This window comes from Enterobacter sp. PL_is514 (genome assembly GCF_055816715.1).
This window is the reverse complement of the sequence record NZ_JBVPGN010000025.1, coordinates 105,037-121,361: the sequence shown is the minus strand read 5'-3', so window position 1 is coordinate 121,361 and position 16,325 is coordinate 105,037. Positions and strand designations below refer to the sequence as shown.

19 protein-coding genes are annotated in these 16,325 nt (G+C 55.5%); 7 read left to right on the top strand and 12 right to left on the bottom strand.

What is annotated here, in order from left to right:
• Positions 1-2 precede the first annotated feature (2 nt).
• From trmH to gmk, 4 genes are read right to left on the bottom strand one after another with little or no spacing between them, the layout of a single operon-like run.
• On the bottom strand, positions 3-692 hold the full coding sequence (trmH, locus tag AC0TNG_RS02660; protein ID WP_024906644.1) for a tRNA (guanosine(18)-2'-O)-methyltransferase TrmH: 690 nt from the start codon (positions 690-692) through the stop codon (positions 3-5).
• Positions 693-696: 4 nt separating this feature from the next.
• Positions 697-2,811 carry a bifunctional GTP diphosphokinase/guanosine-3',5'-bis pyrophosphate 3'-pyrophosphohydrolase gene (spoT, locus tag AC0TNG_RS02655; RefSeq protein ID WP_024906643.1) on the bottom strand — a complete coding sequence of 705 codons (2,115 nt, stop codon included), beginning with the start codon at positions 2,809-2,811 and terminating at the stop codon, positions 697-699.
• 19 nt (positions 2,812-2,830) lie between these two features.
• A complete protein-coding gene (gene rpoZ / locus AC0TNG_RS02650) occupies positions 2,831-3,106 on the bottom strand; it encodes a DNA-directed RNA polymerase subunit omega (protein ID WP_000135058.1) in 276 nt (91 codons plus the stop codon).
• 54 nt (positions 3,107-3,160) lie between these two features.
• The gene (gene gmk / locus AC0TNG_RS02645; RefSeq protein ID WP_008502674.1) at positions 3,161-3,784 is read right to left on the bottom strand and encodes a guanylate kinase; all 624 of its coding nucleotides are present in this window, start codon (positions 3,782-3,784) and stop codon (positions 3,161-3,163) included.
• Positions 3,785-4,035: 251 nt separating this feature from the next.
• Here gmk and ligB point away from each other — a divergent pair, with 251 nt between their 5' ends.
• Positions 4,036-5,706, top strand: a complete 1,671-nt coding sequence (ligB, locus tag AC0TNG_RS02640; protein ID WP_473712731.1) for an NAD-dependent DNA ligase LigB — start codon at positions 4,036-4,038, stop codon at positions 5,704-5,706.
• A gap of 2 nt (positions 5,707-5,708) precedes the next feature.
• Here the strand turns inward: ligB and AC0TNG_RS02635 are convergent, their stop codons facing one another.
• On the bottom strand, positions 5,709-6,326 hold the full coding sequence (locus AC0TNG_RS02635; RefSeq protein WP_023334014.1) for a trimeric intracellular cation channel family protein: 618 nt from the start codon (positions 6,324-6,326) through the stop codon (positions 5,709-5,711).
• A gap of 204 nt (positions 6,327-6,530) precedes the next feature.
• Positions 6,531-7,394 (bottom strand): YicC/YloC family endoribonuclease, encoded by an 864-nt coding sequence (locus AC0TNG_RS02630; RefSeq protein ID WP_032650708.1) that lies wholly within the window; start codon positions 7,392-7,394, stop codon positions 6,531-6,533.
• Between the two features lie 125 nt (positions 7,395-7,519).
• Here AC0TNG_RS02630 and rph point away from each other — a divergent pair, with 125 nt between their 5' ends.
• Both rph and pyrE read left to right on the top strand, forming a co-directional pair.
• Entirely contained in the window at positions 7,520-8,236 is a 717-nt protein-coding gene (rph, locus tag AC0TNG_RS02625; RefSeq protein ID WP_024906632.1) for a ribonuclease PH, read from the top strand.
• A gap of 67 nt (positions 8,237-8,303) precedes the next feature.
• Positions 8,304-8,945 (top strand): orotate phosphoribosyltransferase, encoded by a 642-nt coding sequence (gene pyrE / locus AC0TNG_RS02620; protein ID WP_024906631.1) that lies wholly within the window; start codon positions 8,304-8,306, stop codon positions 8,943-8,945.
• A gap of 83 nt (positions 8,946-9,028) precedes the next feature.
• On the opposite strand, the gene slmA is transcribed toward pyrE, so the two are convergent.
• The 3 genes from slmA to coaBC all read right to left on the bottom strand — a co-directional run bounded on the left by slmA (position 9,029) and on the right by coaBC (position 11,393).
• Complete coding sequence (gene slmA / locus AC0TNG_RS02615) at positions 9,029-9,625, bottom strand: nucleoid occlusion factor SlmA (protein WP_024906630.1); 597 nt, start codon at positions 9,623-9,625, stop codon at positions 9,029-9,031.
• Between the two features lie 120 nt (positions 9,626-9,745).
• Entirely contained in the window at positions 9,746-10,204 is a 459-nt protein-coding gene (gene dut / locus AC0TNG_RS02610; RefSeq protein WP_008502691.1) for a dUTP diphosphatase, read from the bottom strand.
• Positions 10,182-11,393 carry a bifunctional phosphopantothenoylcysteine decarboxylase/phosphopantothenate--cysteine ligase CoaBC gene (gene coaBC, locus AC0TNG_RS02605; RefSeq protein WP_024906629.1) on the bottom strand — a complete coding sequence of 404 codons (1,212 nt, stop codon included), beginning with the start codon at positions 11,391-11,393 and terminating at the stop codon, positions 10,182-10,184. The genes dut and coaBC overlap by 23 nt, the downstream gene beginning before the upstream one ends.
• Before the next feature lie 172 nt (positions 11,394-11,565).
• Between coaBC and radC the strand changes: the two genes are divergently transcribed.
• The 4 genes from radC to mutM all read left to right on the top strand — a co-directional run bounded on the left by radC (position 11,566) and on the right by mutM (position 13,761).
• Positions 11,566-12,234 (top strand): RadC family protein, encoded by a 669-nt coding sequence (gene radC / locus AC0TNG_RS02600; protein ID WP_024906628.1) that lies wholly within the window; start codon positions 11,566-11,568, stop codon positions 12,232-12,234.
• Between the two features lie 218 nt (positions 12,235-12,452).
• Positions 12,453-12,689 (top strand): 50S ribosomal protein L28, encoded by a 237-nt coding sequence (gene rpmB / locus AC0TNG_RS02595; protein WP_002436699.1) that lies wholly within the window; start codon positions 12,453-12,455, stop codon positions 12,687-12,689.
• 22 nt (positions 12,690-12,711) lie between these two features.
• Positions 12,712-12,879, top strand: coding sequence for a 50S ribosomal protein L33 (gene rpmG / locus AC0TNG_RS02590; RefSeq protein WP_003024094.1), 168 nt, complete (start codon positions 12,712-12,714; stop codon positions 12,877-12,879).
• A 72-nt stretch (positions 12,880-12,951) separates the two neighbouring features.
• Positions 12,952-13,761: a bifunctional DNA-formamidopyrimidine glycosylase/DNA-(apurinic or apyrimidinic site) lyase gene (gene mutM / locus AC0TNG_RS02585; RefSeq protein ID WP_023309890.1), complete on the top strand. Its 810-nt coding sequence runs from the start codon at positions 12,952-12,954 to the stop codon at positions 13,759-13,761.
• 2 nt (positions 13,762-13,763) lie between these two features.
• On the opposite strand, the gene coaD is transcribed toward mutM, so the two are convergent.
• Genes coaD through waaA form a run of 3 tightly spaced genes read right to left on the bottom strand, consistent with a single transcriptional unit; the run spans position 13,764 to position 16,291 of the window.
• Entirely contained in the window at positions 13,764-14,243 is a 480-nt protein-coding gene (gene coaD / locus AC0TNG_RS02580; RefSeq protein WP_024906627.1) for a pantetheine-phosphate adenylyltransferase, read from the bottom strand.
• A 3-nt stretch (positions 14,244-14,246) separates the two neighbouring features.
• Positions 14,247-15,017, bottom strand: coding sequence for a glycosyltransferase family 2 protein (locus tag AC0TNG_RS02575; protein WP_024906626.1), 771 nt, complete (start codon positions 15,015-15,017; stop codon positions 14,247-14,249).
• Positions 15,017-16,291, bottom strand: a complete 1,275-nt coding sequence (waaA, locus tag AC0TNG_RS02570) for a lipid IV(A) 3-deoxy-D-manno-octulosonic acid transferase (RefSeq protein WP_024906625.1) — start codon at positions 16,289-16,291, stop codon at positions 15,017-15,019. Before waaA ends, AC0TNG_RS02575 begins: the two co-directional genes overlap by 1 nt.
• Positions 16,292-16,325: the final 34 nt, after the last annotated feature.

Genomic DNA, 16,325 nt, shown 5'->3' with positions numbered 1-16,325 from the left:
GCTTACCCGGCGTACTGCATGGTGGCCCACCACTCGGCATCGGCTTCAATTTCGCCCTGCGCGTTGACGTGGGGGTAAGGCAATTTTTTCTGCTTCGCAACGCGAGCCAGCACCGGATAGCCACCTTCAAACAGCAGGCGCTGCTGTTCCTCTTCCGGCAGCATGCTGTTGCTGCGCTCGTACATCCCGGCGTTCTGACGCTGGCGCTGCGCTTCATACAGAATGAGCGCGGACGCCACGGAGACGTTAAGAGACTGGACCATGCCGATCATCGGAATGATGATGTCCCGATCCGCCAGATCCAGCGCTTCCTGGGTGATCCCGGTTTTCTCCTGACCCATCAAAATGCAGGTCGGGCGGGTGTAGTCGATCTCGCGGAAATCTACGGCTTTAGCGGACAGGTTAGTGGCCAGGATCTGCATCCCGCGCCCTTTCAGGTGCGATACGGCTTCGCCAATGGTGTGATGATTTTTAACAGACACCCAGCTGTTGCTGCCTGCTGCCGCCGAGACCGTATTGCGCATACGGCCATCCGGCCAGACGGCGTGCACTTCATGCACACCGACGGCATCTGCGGTACGAACGATAGCAGAGACGTTATGAGGTTTATGCACCTGCTCCATGCAGACCGTCAGGTCAGGCTGACGCCTGGCGAGCATTTCGCAGATACGTGCATAACGTTGTGAATTCATAAACCTAGTTTCGGTTTCGGGTGACTTTAATCACGTCCGGCATGACGCGGATCTTGCGCATAATATTCGCCAGATGTACGCGGTCGCGAGCGGTCAGACGAATAAAGGCGCTATACACGCGGCCATCTTTCTCTTCCGTATTCAGGCTCTGAATGTTGGACGAAGCCGTGTTGATCGCTGCCGTCAGATTCGCCAGGGCACCCTGGTGGTTGAACATATCCACCTTAATTTCGGTGATAAATTCCTGCGCGGTCTCTTTATCCCACTCGACCGCCATAAACTTCTCGGCTTCTTTCTGATAGCCGCGAATGTTACGACAGGATTCGTGGTGGATAACCAGCCCTTTGCCCGGGCTGACGTGCGCAATAATCGGATCGCCAGGAATTGGACGACAGCATTTTGCGAAGGTGATCAGCACGCCGTCCGCGCCTTTAATCGGCAGGTGTCCGTGGCTTTGCGTGGTTGCCGGCACCGCTGTCGTGTCGCCTTGCTGCAGATTCTTCGCCACCACCACGCTCATGGCGTTGCCGAGGCCAATCTCTGCCAGCAAGTCGTCAAGCGACGTAAGCTTCATGCGCTCCAGCTCACGCTGGACGTTCTCCTGCGGAATTTCAGCCAGCTTACGGCTGCCGCCCAACGCGTGGTTGAGCAGACGACGCCCCAGGCTGACGGAATCATCACGCTTGAGGTTTTTCAGCAACTGACGAATTTTGGCGCGTGCTTTGGAGCTCACGACAAAGTTCAGCCAGGCCGCGTTAGGACGTGCACCCGGCGCGGTAATAATTTCTACCGTCTGGCCGCTGGAGAGCGGCTGAGACAGTGGATAAGGTTGTCTGTCGACGCGCGCGCCGACGCAGGCATGCCCGATATCGGTATGCACGGCGTAAGCGAAGTCGACTGGCGTTGCGCCCGCAGGCAGTTCGACAATGCGACCTTCTGGGGTGAAAACGTAAATCTCATCCGGGAAGAGATCGGATTTAACGCTCTCGATAAATTCAAACGAGCTGCCCGCACTCTGCTGAAGCTCCAGCAGGCTCTGCATCCAGCGCTGGGCGCGGATTTGTGCGGTCGTGCTGCTTTCGCCACCGTGCTCTTTATACGCCCAGTGTGCGGCAACCCCCATCTCTGCCATCTGGTCCATGTCTTCGGTGCGGATCTGCACCTCAACAGGCACACCGTGCGGACCAATCATCGAGGTGTGCAAAGATTGATAGCCGTTCGCTTTTGGAATGGCGATGTAATCTTTCATGCGACCCGGACGCGGTTTGTAGAGGCTGTGCATCTGCCCCAGCACGCGATAACAGGTGTCCGAGTCATGGACAATGACGCGGAAGGCGTAGATATCCATGATCGAGTGAAAACGCTGCTCTTTGAGCACCATTTTGCAGTAGATGGAGTACAGGTGTTTCTCGCGACCGCTGACGCGGCACGGGATCCCCGCTTCCTGTAAGCGCCCTTCGATTTCAGAGAGGATCTTTTGAATCATCTCTTTACGGTTACCGCGTGCGGCTTTCACCACCTCTTTAATCACGCGATAGCGGTTCGGGTACAACGCTTCAAAACCCAGCTCTTCCAGCTCGGTTTTAATGTGATGAATACCTAAACGGTGCGCCAGCGGACTGTAGATTTCGAGGGTTTCACGGGCAATGCGGCGACGTTTATCCGGGCGAAGTGAGCCCAGCGTGCGCATGTTGTGGGTACGGTCAGCGAGTTTGATGAGAATGACGCGGATATCCTGCACCATCGCCATAATCATCTTGCGGAAGTTTTCGGCTTGCGCCTCTTTCTTGTCGCGGAAATTCAGCTTATCAAGCTTAGAGACCCCTTCCACCAGTTCGGCAACGCTTTTGCCAAACAGCTGTTCCATGTCCTGGTAAGTGGCAGGGGTATCTTCGATCACGTCGTGCAGTAGAGCGGCCATCAGCGTTTCGTAGTCGAGTTTCATCTCGGCCAGAATACAGGCCACCGCTACCGGGTGCGTGATATAGGGTTCACCGCTTGAACGTGTCTGGCCCTCGTGAGCGTCACGTGCAACGAGATACGCCTGCTGAAGACGCTTAATCTGGTCTTCAGGCAGGTAGGTTTGAATCAGTTGATTCAGGCTTTCAAACAGATACAAGGGCGACCCGCAGGTTTAATTAACGACGACCTTCAGCAATAGCGGTTACGGCCTGCAGTTCTGCGGCTTCCTGCTCTTGCTGCTCCTGGCGCTCACGCACGTCGAGGATCTGGTTGTTGATCAGACCTTCTTCGATTTCGCGAAGTGCAATAACGGTGGTTTTATCGTTTTCTTCCGGTACCAGCGGATCTTTACCGCCTACCTGCATCTGACGAGCGCGACGCGCGGCGACCAGCACCAGGTCAAAACGGTTACCAATTTTCTCTACAGCGTCCTGAACAGTTACGCGTGCCATACTTAAAATGCTCCACAGGTGAAGAAATGACTGGGCATGATACTGAAAGTGGGTTCAGTCTGCCAACAGTTTGGTGATTAATGCGTCATGTCGCTGCTTCTGGCGGCTCATACGCAGACGTTCTGCACGAAGAATGGTTTTGAGATCGCTCAATGCGGCATCAAAATCATCATTCACAATAAGGTAATCATATTCCGCGTAATGGCTCATTTCTGCAACAGCCTGTTCCATACGCTTTGCGATCACTTCTTCGCTGTCCTGACCGCGGCCACGCAGACGGCGATCCAGCTCATCTTTCGATGGCGGTAAAATAAAGATACTGCGCGAGTCAGGCATTTTCTTGCGAATTTGCTGTGCGCCCTGCCAGTCGATATCCAGGAACACATTCACGCCCGTGGCCAGAACCTGCTCAATGGTTTCACGCGAAGTACCGTAGTAATTACCAAATACTTCAGCGTGTTCAAGAAACGCGTCTCTGCCGATCATCGCTCTGAATTCGTCGTGATCCACAAAGAAATAGTGTTCACCGTGCACTTCACCCGGACGCGGCTGGCGCGTGGTGTGAGAAACAGAAACCTGTGTGTCGTACAACGGTTGGGTTTTTAACAGTGCCTGAATAAGGCTGGATTTACCCGCGCCACTAGGGGCAGAAACAATATAAAGCGTGCCTTGAGCCATGAGAGTCTTTTGTATGTGTTAACGAAGAAGTCCTACATACGGGCTTATTATACACGTCACCGCCGTGTGACGTAGCCTTTGTCACACTTTTTCCCCTCGATTATTGAATTTTGCGTGCCGTTTTCAGGTTTTATCTGTGGTTTTCAGCAACCAAAAGAAATACTGGATAGCGTCTCGCAATGCGAAACGTTGCCGTTAGCGTTGTTTCAGGCATCCGGGTATACCTCCTGCAACGCAAAGGAGGGGTAGCGATGTGGCGATGGATAAGCGGGTTAATGCTGTTGTGGTGCGGTTATGGCGCGGCGATGTGTCCGGTGTGGTCGCAGGCAAAAGCAGAGAAAGAGATGGCGTCGTTAAGCGCGCAAATCAAACGCTGGGATGAGGCTTACTGGAAGCAGGGCGTGAGCGAGATCAACGACGAGGTTTACGACCAGCTTCACGGGCGTTTAACGCAGTGGCAGAGCTGTTTTGGCAGTGAGCCTTCAGAAGAGAAACTCCCCGCGCTGACGGGGAGCGTAAAACATCCTGTTGCCCACACGGGCGTGCATAAGGTGGCCAGCAAAGAGGAACTGAGACAGTGGATGCGTGCCCGACAGCATCTGTGGCTGCAGCCGAAAGTTGACGGTGTGGCGGTGACGCTGGTCTATCGTGACGGGAAGTTAACCCAGGCCATCAGTCGCGGTGATGGCCTGAAAGGGGAAGACTGGACCGGGAAGGTGCGCTTAGTCCCGTCTGTTCCGCAAAAGCTCACCGGCAAGCTGGCGAACAGCGTCTTACAGGGCGAGCTTTTCTGGTTGCGCGACAACCACATTCAGCAGCAGATGGGCGGAATGAACGCTCGTGCAAAGGTGGCGGGGGCGATGATGCGGCAAAAGGATAACTCGCTATTGAGCAAGATCGGCGTATTCATCTGGGCCTGGCCGGACGGACCGAAAGATATGCAGACCTCTTTAGCTGAACTGTCTCAGGCTGGTTTTACGCTGTCGGCACGGTATACGCTTCCCGCCGAATCTGTTGATGGCGTCGAGAAACAGCGCGCGACCTGGCACGCGACCGCATTACCCTTTGCCACGGATGGCATTGTGGTGCGTTCGGAGGATGAACCCGCGGGCGAAGATTGGTTACCGGGAGAAGGCAACTGGGTTGTTGCGTGGAAATATGCGCCTACAGCCCAGGTTGCTGAGGTGAGTCATATTCATTTTTCCGTGGGGCGAACGGGCAAAATTTCCGTTGTAGCCGCGCTGGAACCCGTGCAACTGGATGATAAACAGGTGCAGCGGGTGAGCCTGGGCTCGGTTGGGCGCTGGCAGATACTGGATATTGCCCCGGGGGATCAGATACAGATCAGCCTGGCCGGGCAGGGTATCCCCCGGTTTGATAAAGTGCTCTGGCGCGGGACGGACAGACATAAACCAGAGCCTCCGGCCTCGCGTTATCATTCGCTTAGCTGTTTCTACGCTTCCCCGGAGTGTATGGAGCAGTTCTTTGCCCGGCTGACCTGGCTCAGTTCAAAGCAGGTGCTTGATATTGAAGGATTAGGCGAGTCAGGCTGGCGTACCCTCTGGCAGGCGCATCATTTTGAACATCTCTTTTCATGGCTGTTATTAACTCAGGCGCAGCTGCAGTCTACACCGGGGTTTTCCTCAGCACGCGGGCTGGCGCTCTGGCACCGATTTAATCTGGTGCGCGAGAAGCCGTTTATCCGCTGGCTCATGGCGTTGGGTGTGCCAATGACGCAGGCTTCGCTGAAGGCGATGGGAGACATATCGTGGCAGAAGATGAGCGGGCGCAACGCAAAGGACTGGCAGGCCCTGCCGGGAACGGGAGAGGAAAAAGCGCGACAAATCGTTAACTGGATGCTCGTGCCTCAGATTGATGTGCTGGCGAAATGGCTCGCTGAACAGCACATCAACGGGTTCTGAAACTAGTGTGCGCTGTGTTTGTAATGAAAAACGGGCAGCCCGAGCTTCAGGCGCAGCGCCAGCATGCGGGCCGTAAAGCCAAACAGTAGCGTCGAGATGACCACCACATCATGGTTAGAAACGTAATGCTGCAGGGCGATATAAAGCACCGCTGCCGCAAAGGAGATGCCGGCATACAGTTCTTTTTGAAAGACCAGAGGAATGCGCTTGCAGAACATATCGCGCAGCACACCGCCGAATACGCCCGTGACCACGGCGGCAATGGTGGCGATAACCGGTCCTTCCCCCATATCGAGCGCGATTTGCGCACCGATGATCGAAAAGACGATCAGCCCCAGCGCATCAAGCACCAGGAACAGGCGGCGAAGATGGGGCATAACGGGCGCCACGATGGTGGTTAACACGGCAGCAGTCGCCACAATAATCACGTATTCAGGGTGTTTAACCCAGCCGAGCGGGTAATGGCCAAGCAGGATATCGCGCACGGAACCACCGCCAAGCGCGGTCGCGGTAGCAATAATGATTACGCCGAAGGTGTCCATACGGCGACGTCCGGCGGCAAGCGCGCCGGTCATGGCTTCTGCGGTGATGCCAATGAGATAAAGGATGTGAAGCAGCATAGACCCTCCGGTGTGAACGCGGGGAGGTTAGCGATTTGTGCGCAAGATCACGATTGAGATTTTCTAAGGCGAGTCAGGTTGCCCTAAAAAATTTTATTAATTTATCTTGAGCAGGCTTGATGATAGGCGGTAAAACGTAAAAACGGATGTTGATATGGATTAGAAATAATAATGGGTGGTGCCGTCGACACCACCCGAAAGGCATTACTCGATGTTCTGAATCTGCTCGCGCATCTGCTCAATCAGCACTTTCAACTCAATCGCTGAATTCGTCACGTCAGCATTGATCGACTTAGACGCCAGGGTGTTCGACTCACGGTTGAACTCCTGCATCATAAAGTCCAGACGGCGGCCCACAGCTTCTTTCTTCTTCAGAATGTTGTAGGTCTCTTTAACGTGCGCTTCCAGACGGTCCAGCTCTTCAGCGACATCGATACGCTGCGCCATCAGCACCAGCTCTTGTTCCAGACGGGTGTTTTCCAGCTGAACTTCCGCTTCTTCCAGTTTGGCGACAAGGCGTTCGCGCTGCCACTGTAGCACTTCCGGCATATGGGCGCGGACTTTCGCCACTTCGGTGCTCACACCTTCAAGACGCTGCTCAATCATCGCTTTCAGCGCCTGACCTTCGGTTTCACGAGCAACGATAAAGTCGTCGAGCGTGCCGTCGAGGGCTGCCAGGATTTCAGCGGCAATGGCATCCAGATCCTGCTCACCGGCGGCCATGACGCCAGGCCAGCGCAGAATATCAACCGGATTGATTTCACCTTCATCGCTCTGCATTTTGACCCAGTTCGCCGCATTCACGAGCTGTTTCGCCAGTTTTTCGTTGAGGATCAACTCGCCCTGTGCGCTGGCATCAGGCTCAAAGCGCAGGTTACATTCCACTTTACCGCGTGTCAGACGCGTACGAATACGCTCGCGTACAACAGGCTCAAGGCTGCGGAACTGCTCCGGCATACGGAAATACGTTTCCAGGTAACGCTGGTTTACCGAGCGCATTTCCCATGTGGCGCTACCCCAGCTACCCTTGATTTCACGCCGGGCGTAGGCGGTCATACTGCGGATCATAGACATTCCCGTTTTTAAAGGAGAGATGGGGGGATTATAGCTTTCGGGGGCTTCTCAGGATAGGAATAAGCGTCCTTTATCCGTATAATGCGCAGCCACATTCGTTTCAAGCCGGAGAATCCATCATGCGTCCATCAGGTCGTAGCGCCAACCAGGTGCGTCCCGTCATCCTGACCCGTAACTATACAAAACACGCAGAAGGCTCCGTGCTGGTTGAGTTTGGTGACACTAAAGTGCTGTGCACTGCCTCCATCGAAGAAGGCGTTCCGCGCTTCCTGAAAGGTCAGGGGCAGGGCTGGATCACCGCAGAATACGGCATGCTGCCGCGTGCGACCCATACCCGTAATGCCCGTGAAGCGGCAAAGGGTAAGCAGGGCGGTCGTACCATGGAGATTCAGCGTCTGATCGCGCGCGCGCTTCGCGCCGCCGTTGACCTGAAAATCCTCGGTGAATTCACCATCACGCTGGACTGCGACGTGATTCAGGCAGACGGCGGTACGCGTACTGCATCCATTACCGGTGCCTGCGTGGCGCTGGCGGACGCTCTGAACAAGCTGGTTGCGGCCGGTAAGCTGAAAACCAACCCAATGAAAGGCATGGTTGCGGCGGTTTCTGTCGGTATCGTTAACGGCGAAGCGCTTTGCGATCTGGAATACGTTGAAGATTCCGCAGCCGAAACCGACATGAACGTGGTGATGACCGAAGACGGTCGCATCATTGAAGTACAGGGTACGGCGGAAGGCGAGCCGTTCACCCACGAAGAACTTCTCTCTCTCCTGGCGTTGGCCCGAGGGGGAATCGAATCTATTGTAACGACGCAGAAAGCGGCGTTAGAAAATTGATTTTAAAGGCGACCAATGAGTCGCCTTTTTTTTGCCTGTAAGACAGAAAAACCAAAGGAGCAAATCCATGAAATCGTATCAGCGCCAGTTTATTGAGTTTGCGCTCAACAAGCAGGTACTCAAGTTTGGCGAATTTACGCTGAAATCCGGGCGTAAGAGTCCCTATTTCTTCAACGCCGGGCTGTTTAATACCGGGCGCGATCTGGCATTGTTAGGCCGTTTCTATGCCGAAGCGCTGGTGGATTCCGGGATTGATTTTGACCTGCTGTTTGGCCCGGCCTATAAAGGCATTCCGATTGCGACCACCACCGCGGTGGCGCTGGCGGAACACCATGACCGTGACGTGCCGTACTGCTTTAACCGCAAAGAGGCTAAAACCCACGGTGAAGGCGGGAATCTGGTTGGCAGCCCGCTGCAGGGCCGCGTGATGCTGGTGGACGACGTGATCACCGCGGGTACGGCGATCCGCGAATCAATGGAGATCATTCAGGCCAACGGTGCGACGCTTGCTGGCGTGCTGATTTCTCTGGATCGTCAGGAACGTGGTCGCGGGGAAATTTCCGCTATTCAGGAAGTCGAGCGCGATTACAGCTGCAAAGTGACGTCGATTATCACTCTGAAAGACCTGATTGCGTATCTGGAAGAGAAGCCTGAGATGGCGGACCATCTGGCAGCGGTACGTGCGTACCGGGAAGCGTTCGGGGTGTAGTTAAATTGCCCGGTGGCGCTACGCTTAACGGGCCTGCGCATTTCGTAGGCCCGATAAGGCGAAGCCGCCACCCGGCAACGGTGTTACTGCAACTGAGCAGCCACTAACGGCCAGCGGGCGTCAAAATCGTCCGTTGGACAGTATTTGAACTCGCTGCGCACAAAGCGAGAGAGCATCCCTTCACAAAACGCCAGAATCTGGCTTGCCAGCAGCGTTTCATCAATGCTGTAACCTTCGCCTTCGCGCATTTTCTTTTCGCGCAGTACCTGGCGCAGCTGAGCTTCAATGCGTTCGAAAAGCTGGTTAATGCGGCCCTGCAGTCTGTCCTGCTCAAACATCAGCGCGTGGCCGGTGAGGATACGAGTTAAGCCCGGATTGCGTTCACCGAAGCCCAGGATTAACAGCACAATCAGACGCAGACGCGCGGTGGTGTCTTTTTCGTCTTTCAGAATCAGGTTGATGCGCGTGATCAGGCTGTCTTCAATAAACTCGATCAGGCTGTCGAACATCCGGGTCTTGCTCGGAAAATGACGGTACAGCGCCGCCTCAGACACGCCCACAGAGGCGGCCAGTTTAGCGGTGGTGATGCGTTGACTGCCATCGCTGGATTCAAGCATCAGAGCCAGAGATTGAAGTATTTCTTCGCGACGATTCCTTTTCGCGGTTTGTTTTTCTGCCATGTTACAAAATACCCCTGAAAATAAGCACTTGCCAGGCTGGCATCCACACAGCGACCGCAAACGGGCGTTTGCGGTTTGTTATTGCATTATGACGCTGTGAGATACGTGTCTGTCGGGCCGTTATTTGCGCCCGGAATGGCCGAAGCCGCCTTCGCCGCGGTCGGTGGCGTCAAAGTCTGCCACCAGGTTAAATTCTGCCTGTACCACCGGTACAAAGACCATCTGTGCGATACGCTCACCCGGTTCAATGGTGAAGCTGTCCTGACCACGGTTCCAGACGGAGACCATCAGCTGACCCTGGTAGTCGGAGTCGATCAGGCCGACCAGGTTCCCCAGCACAACGCCATGCTTATGGCCCAGGCCAGAACGCGGCAGGATCACCGCCGCCAGCGACGGGTCAGCAATGTGAATGGCCAGGCCAGTTGGAACCAGGGTAGTGGCACCCGGAGCCAGTTCTACGGCGTCATCGAGACAGGCGCGCAGGTCAAGACCGGCAGAGCCGGAGGTGGCATAGGTTGGCAGCGGGAATTGCTCGCCAACACGCGGGTCCAGAATCTTAACGTCGATTTTTTTCATCATAACGGGTAACGATCTCGTCGAGTAATTGTTGGCCCAGGAGTTCCTTGCGCTCAAGCGGTAAGACTTTATCTCCATCCTGCCAGAAAAGGTGCAGTGCGTTGCTGTCGCTGTTAAATCCTTGTGTGGCCAGCGATACGTCGTTCGCGCAAATCAAATCGAGGTTTTTGCGGGTACGTTTTTGCCGGGCATATTCTTCCACATTATTCGTTTCTGCGGCAAACCCAACAACGTATGGACGGTGGCTTTTTAGTGCGGCGACACCGGCAACAATGTCCGGGTTTTTTACCATTTTTAGTGTTAATTCATCGCCTTGCTTTTTAATTTTAGCCTCGGCGATCGTCTCGGCACGATAATCTGCGACGGCCGCACAGCCGATAAAAATTTGCTGGCTTTGCGCATGAGCCTGTACGGCGGCTTCCATCTCCAGCGCGGTAGTAACGTCAATTCGCTTCACAAACGCAGGGGTAGGCAGCGAGACCGGGCCGCTCACCAGCGTGACGTTCGCGCCACGCTTCGCAGCGGCGGCGGCAATCGCAAAGCCCATTTTACCGGAGCTGTGGTTGGTGATGTAGCGCACCGGATCCAGCGGCTCGCGCGTGGGGCCCGCGGTAATCATGATGTTGAGATGTTGCAGATCGTTGACAGGCGAAAAATGGGCTGCGGCCATATCAACAATCGTCAGCGGGTCAAGCATGCGACCCGGGCCAACATCGCCGCAGGCCTGGCTGCCGCTGTCCGGACCCCAGATAAGCAGGCCGCGTGAGGCCAGCGTCTCCAGATTGTGCTGGGTGGCCGCGTTACGGTACATCTGCTGGTTCATGGCAGGAACGACGGCAACAGGGGCAGGCGTGGCCAGACAAATGGTAGAGACCAGATCGTTTGCCATACCGGCCGCCACCCGGGCGATTAAATCAGCCGTGGCGGGGGCAAGGATAACCAGGTCAGCCCATTTACCCAGCTCAATATGGCCCATCGCGGCTTCGGCGGCCGGATCGAGCAGGCTGTCAGATACCGGGTATCCTGAAACGGCCTGCAGGCTCAGAGGAGTGATAAAGGCTTTACCGCCTTCGGTTATCGCGACCCGCACATCTGCCCCGCGCTCGCGCAGACGACGCACCAGCTCTGGCGCTTTGTAGGCAGCAATGCCGCCGCTCACGCCAAGAACGATTTTTTTACCGGCCAGGCTCATCATGATTCTTTCCTGTTGGGTTTCACCAGAGAGCAGGCATTTTATCACAATCCCCAAAGCGGGGTGATTTTGTCCTTCGACCACTTTGCGAGGCTCTACGCAAGAACGCAACGTGACCGTCGAGCGCCGGATTGGCGTGTGGCAGCATGCGGTTAAAAAAAGGAGAAAGAGCATGGAAGAAGAGGATGAGCAGCTGCTGCCGCGCGAAAAACTGCTGCGCTATGACGTCACCCTGTTAAAAGATGATGAACTGCTGGCGCTCTTTTTACGTACCGGAACGCCCGGAAAAACGGTATTTACGCTGGCAAAAGAGCTGATAGCACGTTTCGGTTCGCTGTACGGTTTACTGACCGCCGATCTGGCGCAGTTTACGCACGTTGAGGGGATCGGCGTGGCGAAATATGCCCAGCTGCGGGCCATTGCCGAACTTGCCCGCCGTTTTTACAATGTCCGCATGGAGAAGGACGATCCGATCCTGACGCCCGCGATGACGCGCGAATTCCTGCAAAGCCAGTTAACCGATATTGAACGCGAGATCTTTATGGTGATCTTTGTTGATAACAGAAATCGGGTGCTGAAACATAGCTGTCTCTTTGCGGGCACTTTGAGCCACGTTGAGGTGCATCCGCGTGAAATTGTGCGGGAAGCGATAAAAGTGAATGCAGCGGGCGTGATCCTCGCGCATAATCACCCCTCTGGCTGTGCAGAACCGAGCAGAGCGGACAAAGAAATCACCGAACGCATTATCAAATGCTGTCAATTCATGGACATTCGTGTGCTGGACCATCTGATAATTGGCCGCGGTGAGTACATTTCTTTCGCAGAACATGGCTGGATTTAGGCTATTTCTCGCGATCCATCGGGATCTTTGTCTGTTCGGGACTTGAGCACACCGCCGAGTCAGCGTATACTACGCCACCTTTGAGAATCTCGGGTTTGGCATTTGGGCCTGGCAATCGAGAGTTCACTTAGAACTATGCGATGACCGGGCTGTAAAGCCTGACGAGGCGCCGATACCCCATACGAAGCTCGAGCTAATTTGATTTTTGGAGAATAGACATGTCCCGAGTCTGCCAAGTTACTGGCAAGCGTCCGGTGACCGGTAACAACCGTTCCCACGCACTGAACGCGACTAAACGCCGTTTCCTGCCGAACCTGCACTCTCACCGTTTCTGGGTTGAGAGCGAGAAGCGTTTTGTCACCCTGCGTGTATCTGCTAAAGGTATGCGTGTAATCGATAAGAAAGGCATCGATACAGTTCTGTCTGAACTGCGTGCCCGTGGCGAAAAGTACTAAGTACTTAAAGAGGAAATAAATCATGGCTAAAGGTATTCGCGAGAAAATCAAGCTGGTTTCTTCTGCTGGTACAGGTCACTTCTACACCACCACGAAGAACAAACGTACTAAGCCGGAAAAACTGGAACTGAAAAAATTCGATCCAGTTGTACGCCAGCACGTACTGTACAAAGAAGCTAAAATCAAATAATTTTAGTCTCCTTGTATCGAAAAACCCCGCAACTGCGGGGTTTTTTGCATTCTGTATCTCAACGGAGGAACCATGCCTGAATTACCTGAGGTAGAAACCAGCCGTCGCGGCATTGAGCCCCATCTGGTCGGCGCGACGATTCTTCACGCGGTTGTCCGTAACGGTCGTCTGCGCTGGCCGGTGTCCGATGAGATCCATGCCCTGAGCGATAAACCCGTCCTTAGCGTACAGCGCCGTGCTAAGTACCTGCTGCTGGAGCTGCCCGACGGCTGGATTATTATCCACCTGGGGATGTCCGGGAGCCTGCGCATTCTTACCGAAGAACTGCCTGCTGAAAAGCACGACCACGTCGATCTGGTGATGAGCAACGGCAAAGTGCTCCGTTACACCGACCCACGGCGCTTTGGCGCGTGGCTGTGGACGAAGGAGCTGGAAGGGCATAACGTGCTGGCACATCTGGGCCCGGAGCCGCTCTCAGACGCGTTTAACGCAGAATACCTCAAGGCGAAGTGCGCGAAGAAGAAAAGCCCGATTAAGCCCTGGCTGATGGATAACAAGCTGGTGGTCGGCGTGGGGAATATCTATGCCAGCGAATCGCTGTTTGCCGCCGGGATCCATCCCGATCGGCTGGCCTCTTCGCTGTCGGCGCAGGAGTGTGAGCTGCTGGTCCGGGTGATTAAAGCCGTATTACTTCGCTCGATTGAGCAGGGCGGGACAACGCTGAAGGACTTCCTGCAAAGTGACGGCAAGCCGGGCTATTTTGCCCAGGAGCTTCAGGTGTATGGCCGTAAGGGCGAACCGTGCAGAGTCTGCGGCACGCCAGTTATTGCCACGAAGCACGCCCAGCGCGCCACGTTCTACTGCCGTCAGTGCCAGAAATAGGGTTACTTTAGCTTTTCCATCAACGCCTGGTGGACGTTAACCGGCAGGAAATGGGTAACGTCCCCGTGATGACGCGCCACCTCTTTCACCAGCGTGGACGAGATAAACGACCACTCTTTGGAGGGCATCAGGAACACGCTCTCCAGCTCCGGCATCAGGTGGCGGTTCATGTGCGCCAGCTGCATCTCATACTCGAAGTCTGCCACCGCGCGTAAACCACGGATCAGAATGTTTGCCTGCTGAGCGCGGGCGAAGTTAGCCATCAGGTCGCTAAATCCGACCACCTCAACATTCGGCAGGTGCGAAATGGCATCGGTGGCAAGCTGCACGCGCTCGTTGAGGTCAAACATCGGCTTTTTGCTGGGGCTGGCGGCTATGGCCAGGATCACCTTGTCGAACATGCACGCCGCACGGGTGATGATATCAAGATGACCGTTGGTGATCGGATCGAAGGTACCCGGATAAATCGCTTTTGTGCTCATGGCTCACGTTTTCTCTGAGTAGCCGCGGCAGAGCGCCCACAGCTCGGTGTATTTGTTGAAAGTATACTGGGCATTCACTACCGCGAGTAACCAGCCCTGCTTACCGTCCAGTACGCCGCCGCGCAGCAGCAGCGTTTTCAGGAACGCGCCCAGCGTGTGGGTAAAGATACCCGTCAGCGAGGCCTTCTTGCCGCGTTGGTGACGCTCCTGCGCCCATGCGGTGGCATAGTTGAGCTGTTTACGCTGGAAGCTGGCGAAATCGCGGCAGGTCAGGTGCAGCAAATCGCCCGTCAGGGGGATCACCTGGGCGTTATCGCAGCTCAGGGATTCATGCACCAGATTATCGTTGTACTGATACCGCTCGCGCTCGTAGAGGCGCATCACGCGGTCAGGATACCAGCCGCTGTGGCGCATAAAACGGCCAAGGAAGTAGTTGCGGCGGGCAATGCTGTATACGGCGCCAGGCTGGGGCGAGGAAAGTACCGCCTGAATGGCCTGCTGAAGTTCTGGCGTAATGCGCTCGTCAGTATCGAGCATCAGGACATACTCACCGGTGGCATACCCCTGCGCGCGCTGGCGCTGGATGCCATAGCCTTGCCAGTCAGCGTCGACAAACACTTTTACCCCCGCTGCCCGGGCAACGTCCACCGTGTTGTCCGTACTTCCGGAGTCAAGAATGACTATCTCGTCAGCCCAGGCAACGGAGGCCAGGCAGTCCGGAAGCAGGTCGGCGGCGTTTTTGGCGATCATCACGACCGACAGACGCGTTGACATTAATGGCTCCGCTGGGGCAGGTAAGGTTGCAGAAGCTGCAGCAGACGGGTCAGGGCGCCCTGGTTCTGGTGCAGCACTTCGACCGCATGGCGCCCGTACCACAGGCGATAATCTTCGTCAGTCAGAAGGGTCGATACCTCTTTGACTACTGAATCTGCATCGGTCACGGTAATCAAACCATCGGCCTGCTGTAATTTCGCGCAGATATCTTTGAAGTTAAACGTGTGCGGCCCCATCAGCACCGGAATGGCGTGGGCTGCCGGCTCCAGCGGGTTATGTCCGCCACGCTCGACCAGGCTGCCACCGACAAACGCGAGGTCAGCAATGCCGTACAGCAGCATCAGTTCGCCCATCGTATCGCCAATCACCACCTGGGTGCTGCCGGAAGGGATCTCACCGCTGCTGCGCAACGTGAAGCTGAAACCGCCTTTCTGCACCATTTCACGGGCATCTTTGAAACGCTCCGGATGGCGGGGCACGAGGATCAGCAGTAAATCAGGGAAGCTTTCCAGCAGCTTGCGGTGAGCCTGCAGGATGATCTCTTCTTCACCGTCATGGGTACTGGTCGCAATCCAGACCTGACGACGCGGGGCCCACTGGCGACGCAGCGTGATCGCACGGGCAGCGAGCTCAGGGGTAACCGAAATATCAAATTTCAGGCTGCCCGTCACCGCGAGCTGGTTGCGTTTGAGGCCCAGAGAGACAAAGCGTGCCGCATCTTCTTCATTCTGCGCGGCGATCAGCGTGATCTTGCTCAGCAGGCGGCGCATAAATTTACCCAGCTTGCCGTAGCCTTTCGCCGAGCGCTCTGACAGGCGCGCGTTGGCAATCACCAGCGGAATTTTGCGGGCATGCAGGGCGGAAATCATGTTCGGCCACAGTTCGGTTTCCATCACAATCACCAGCTTCGGGCGCACGGTGTTGAGGAAACGATTCATGGCGCAGGGCAGATCGTAAGGGAGATAGACGTGATGGACGTCTTTGCCAAAAGCGGATAACGCGCGCTCCGAGCCGGTTGGCGTCATCGTCGTGACGGTAATTGGCAGCGACGGGTAGCGGTGACGCAGGGCGCGAACAAGCGGGATTGCCGCCAGCGTTTCACCGACAGAAACGGAATGCAGCAAAATACCGTCCGGAGCGACTTTATTGCGGCAGAAGCCATAGCGTTCAGCCCAGCGTTTACGATACGCAGGCGCTTTACGGCTACGAAGCAACAGCCTCAGCCACACCAGTGGCTGAATGATGTAGAGCAGAGCGGTATACAACAATTCCAAGCGATTATCCGTTTTTTTAGTTTCGGCGGGCAAA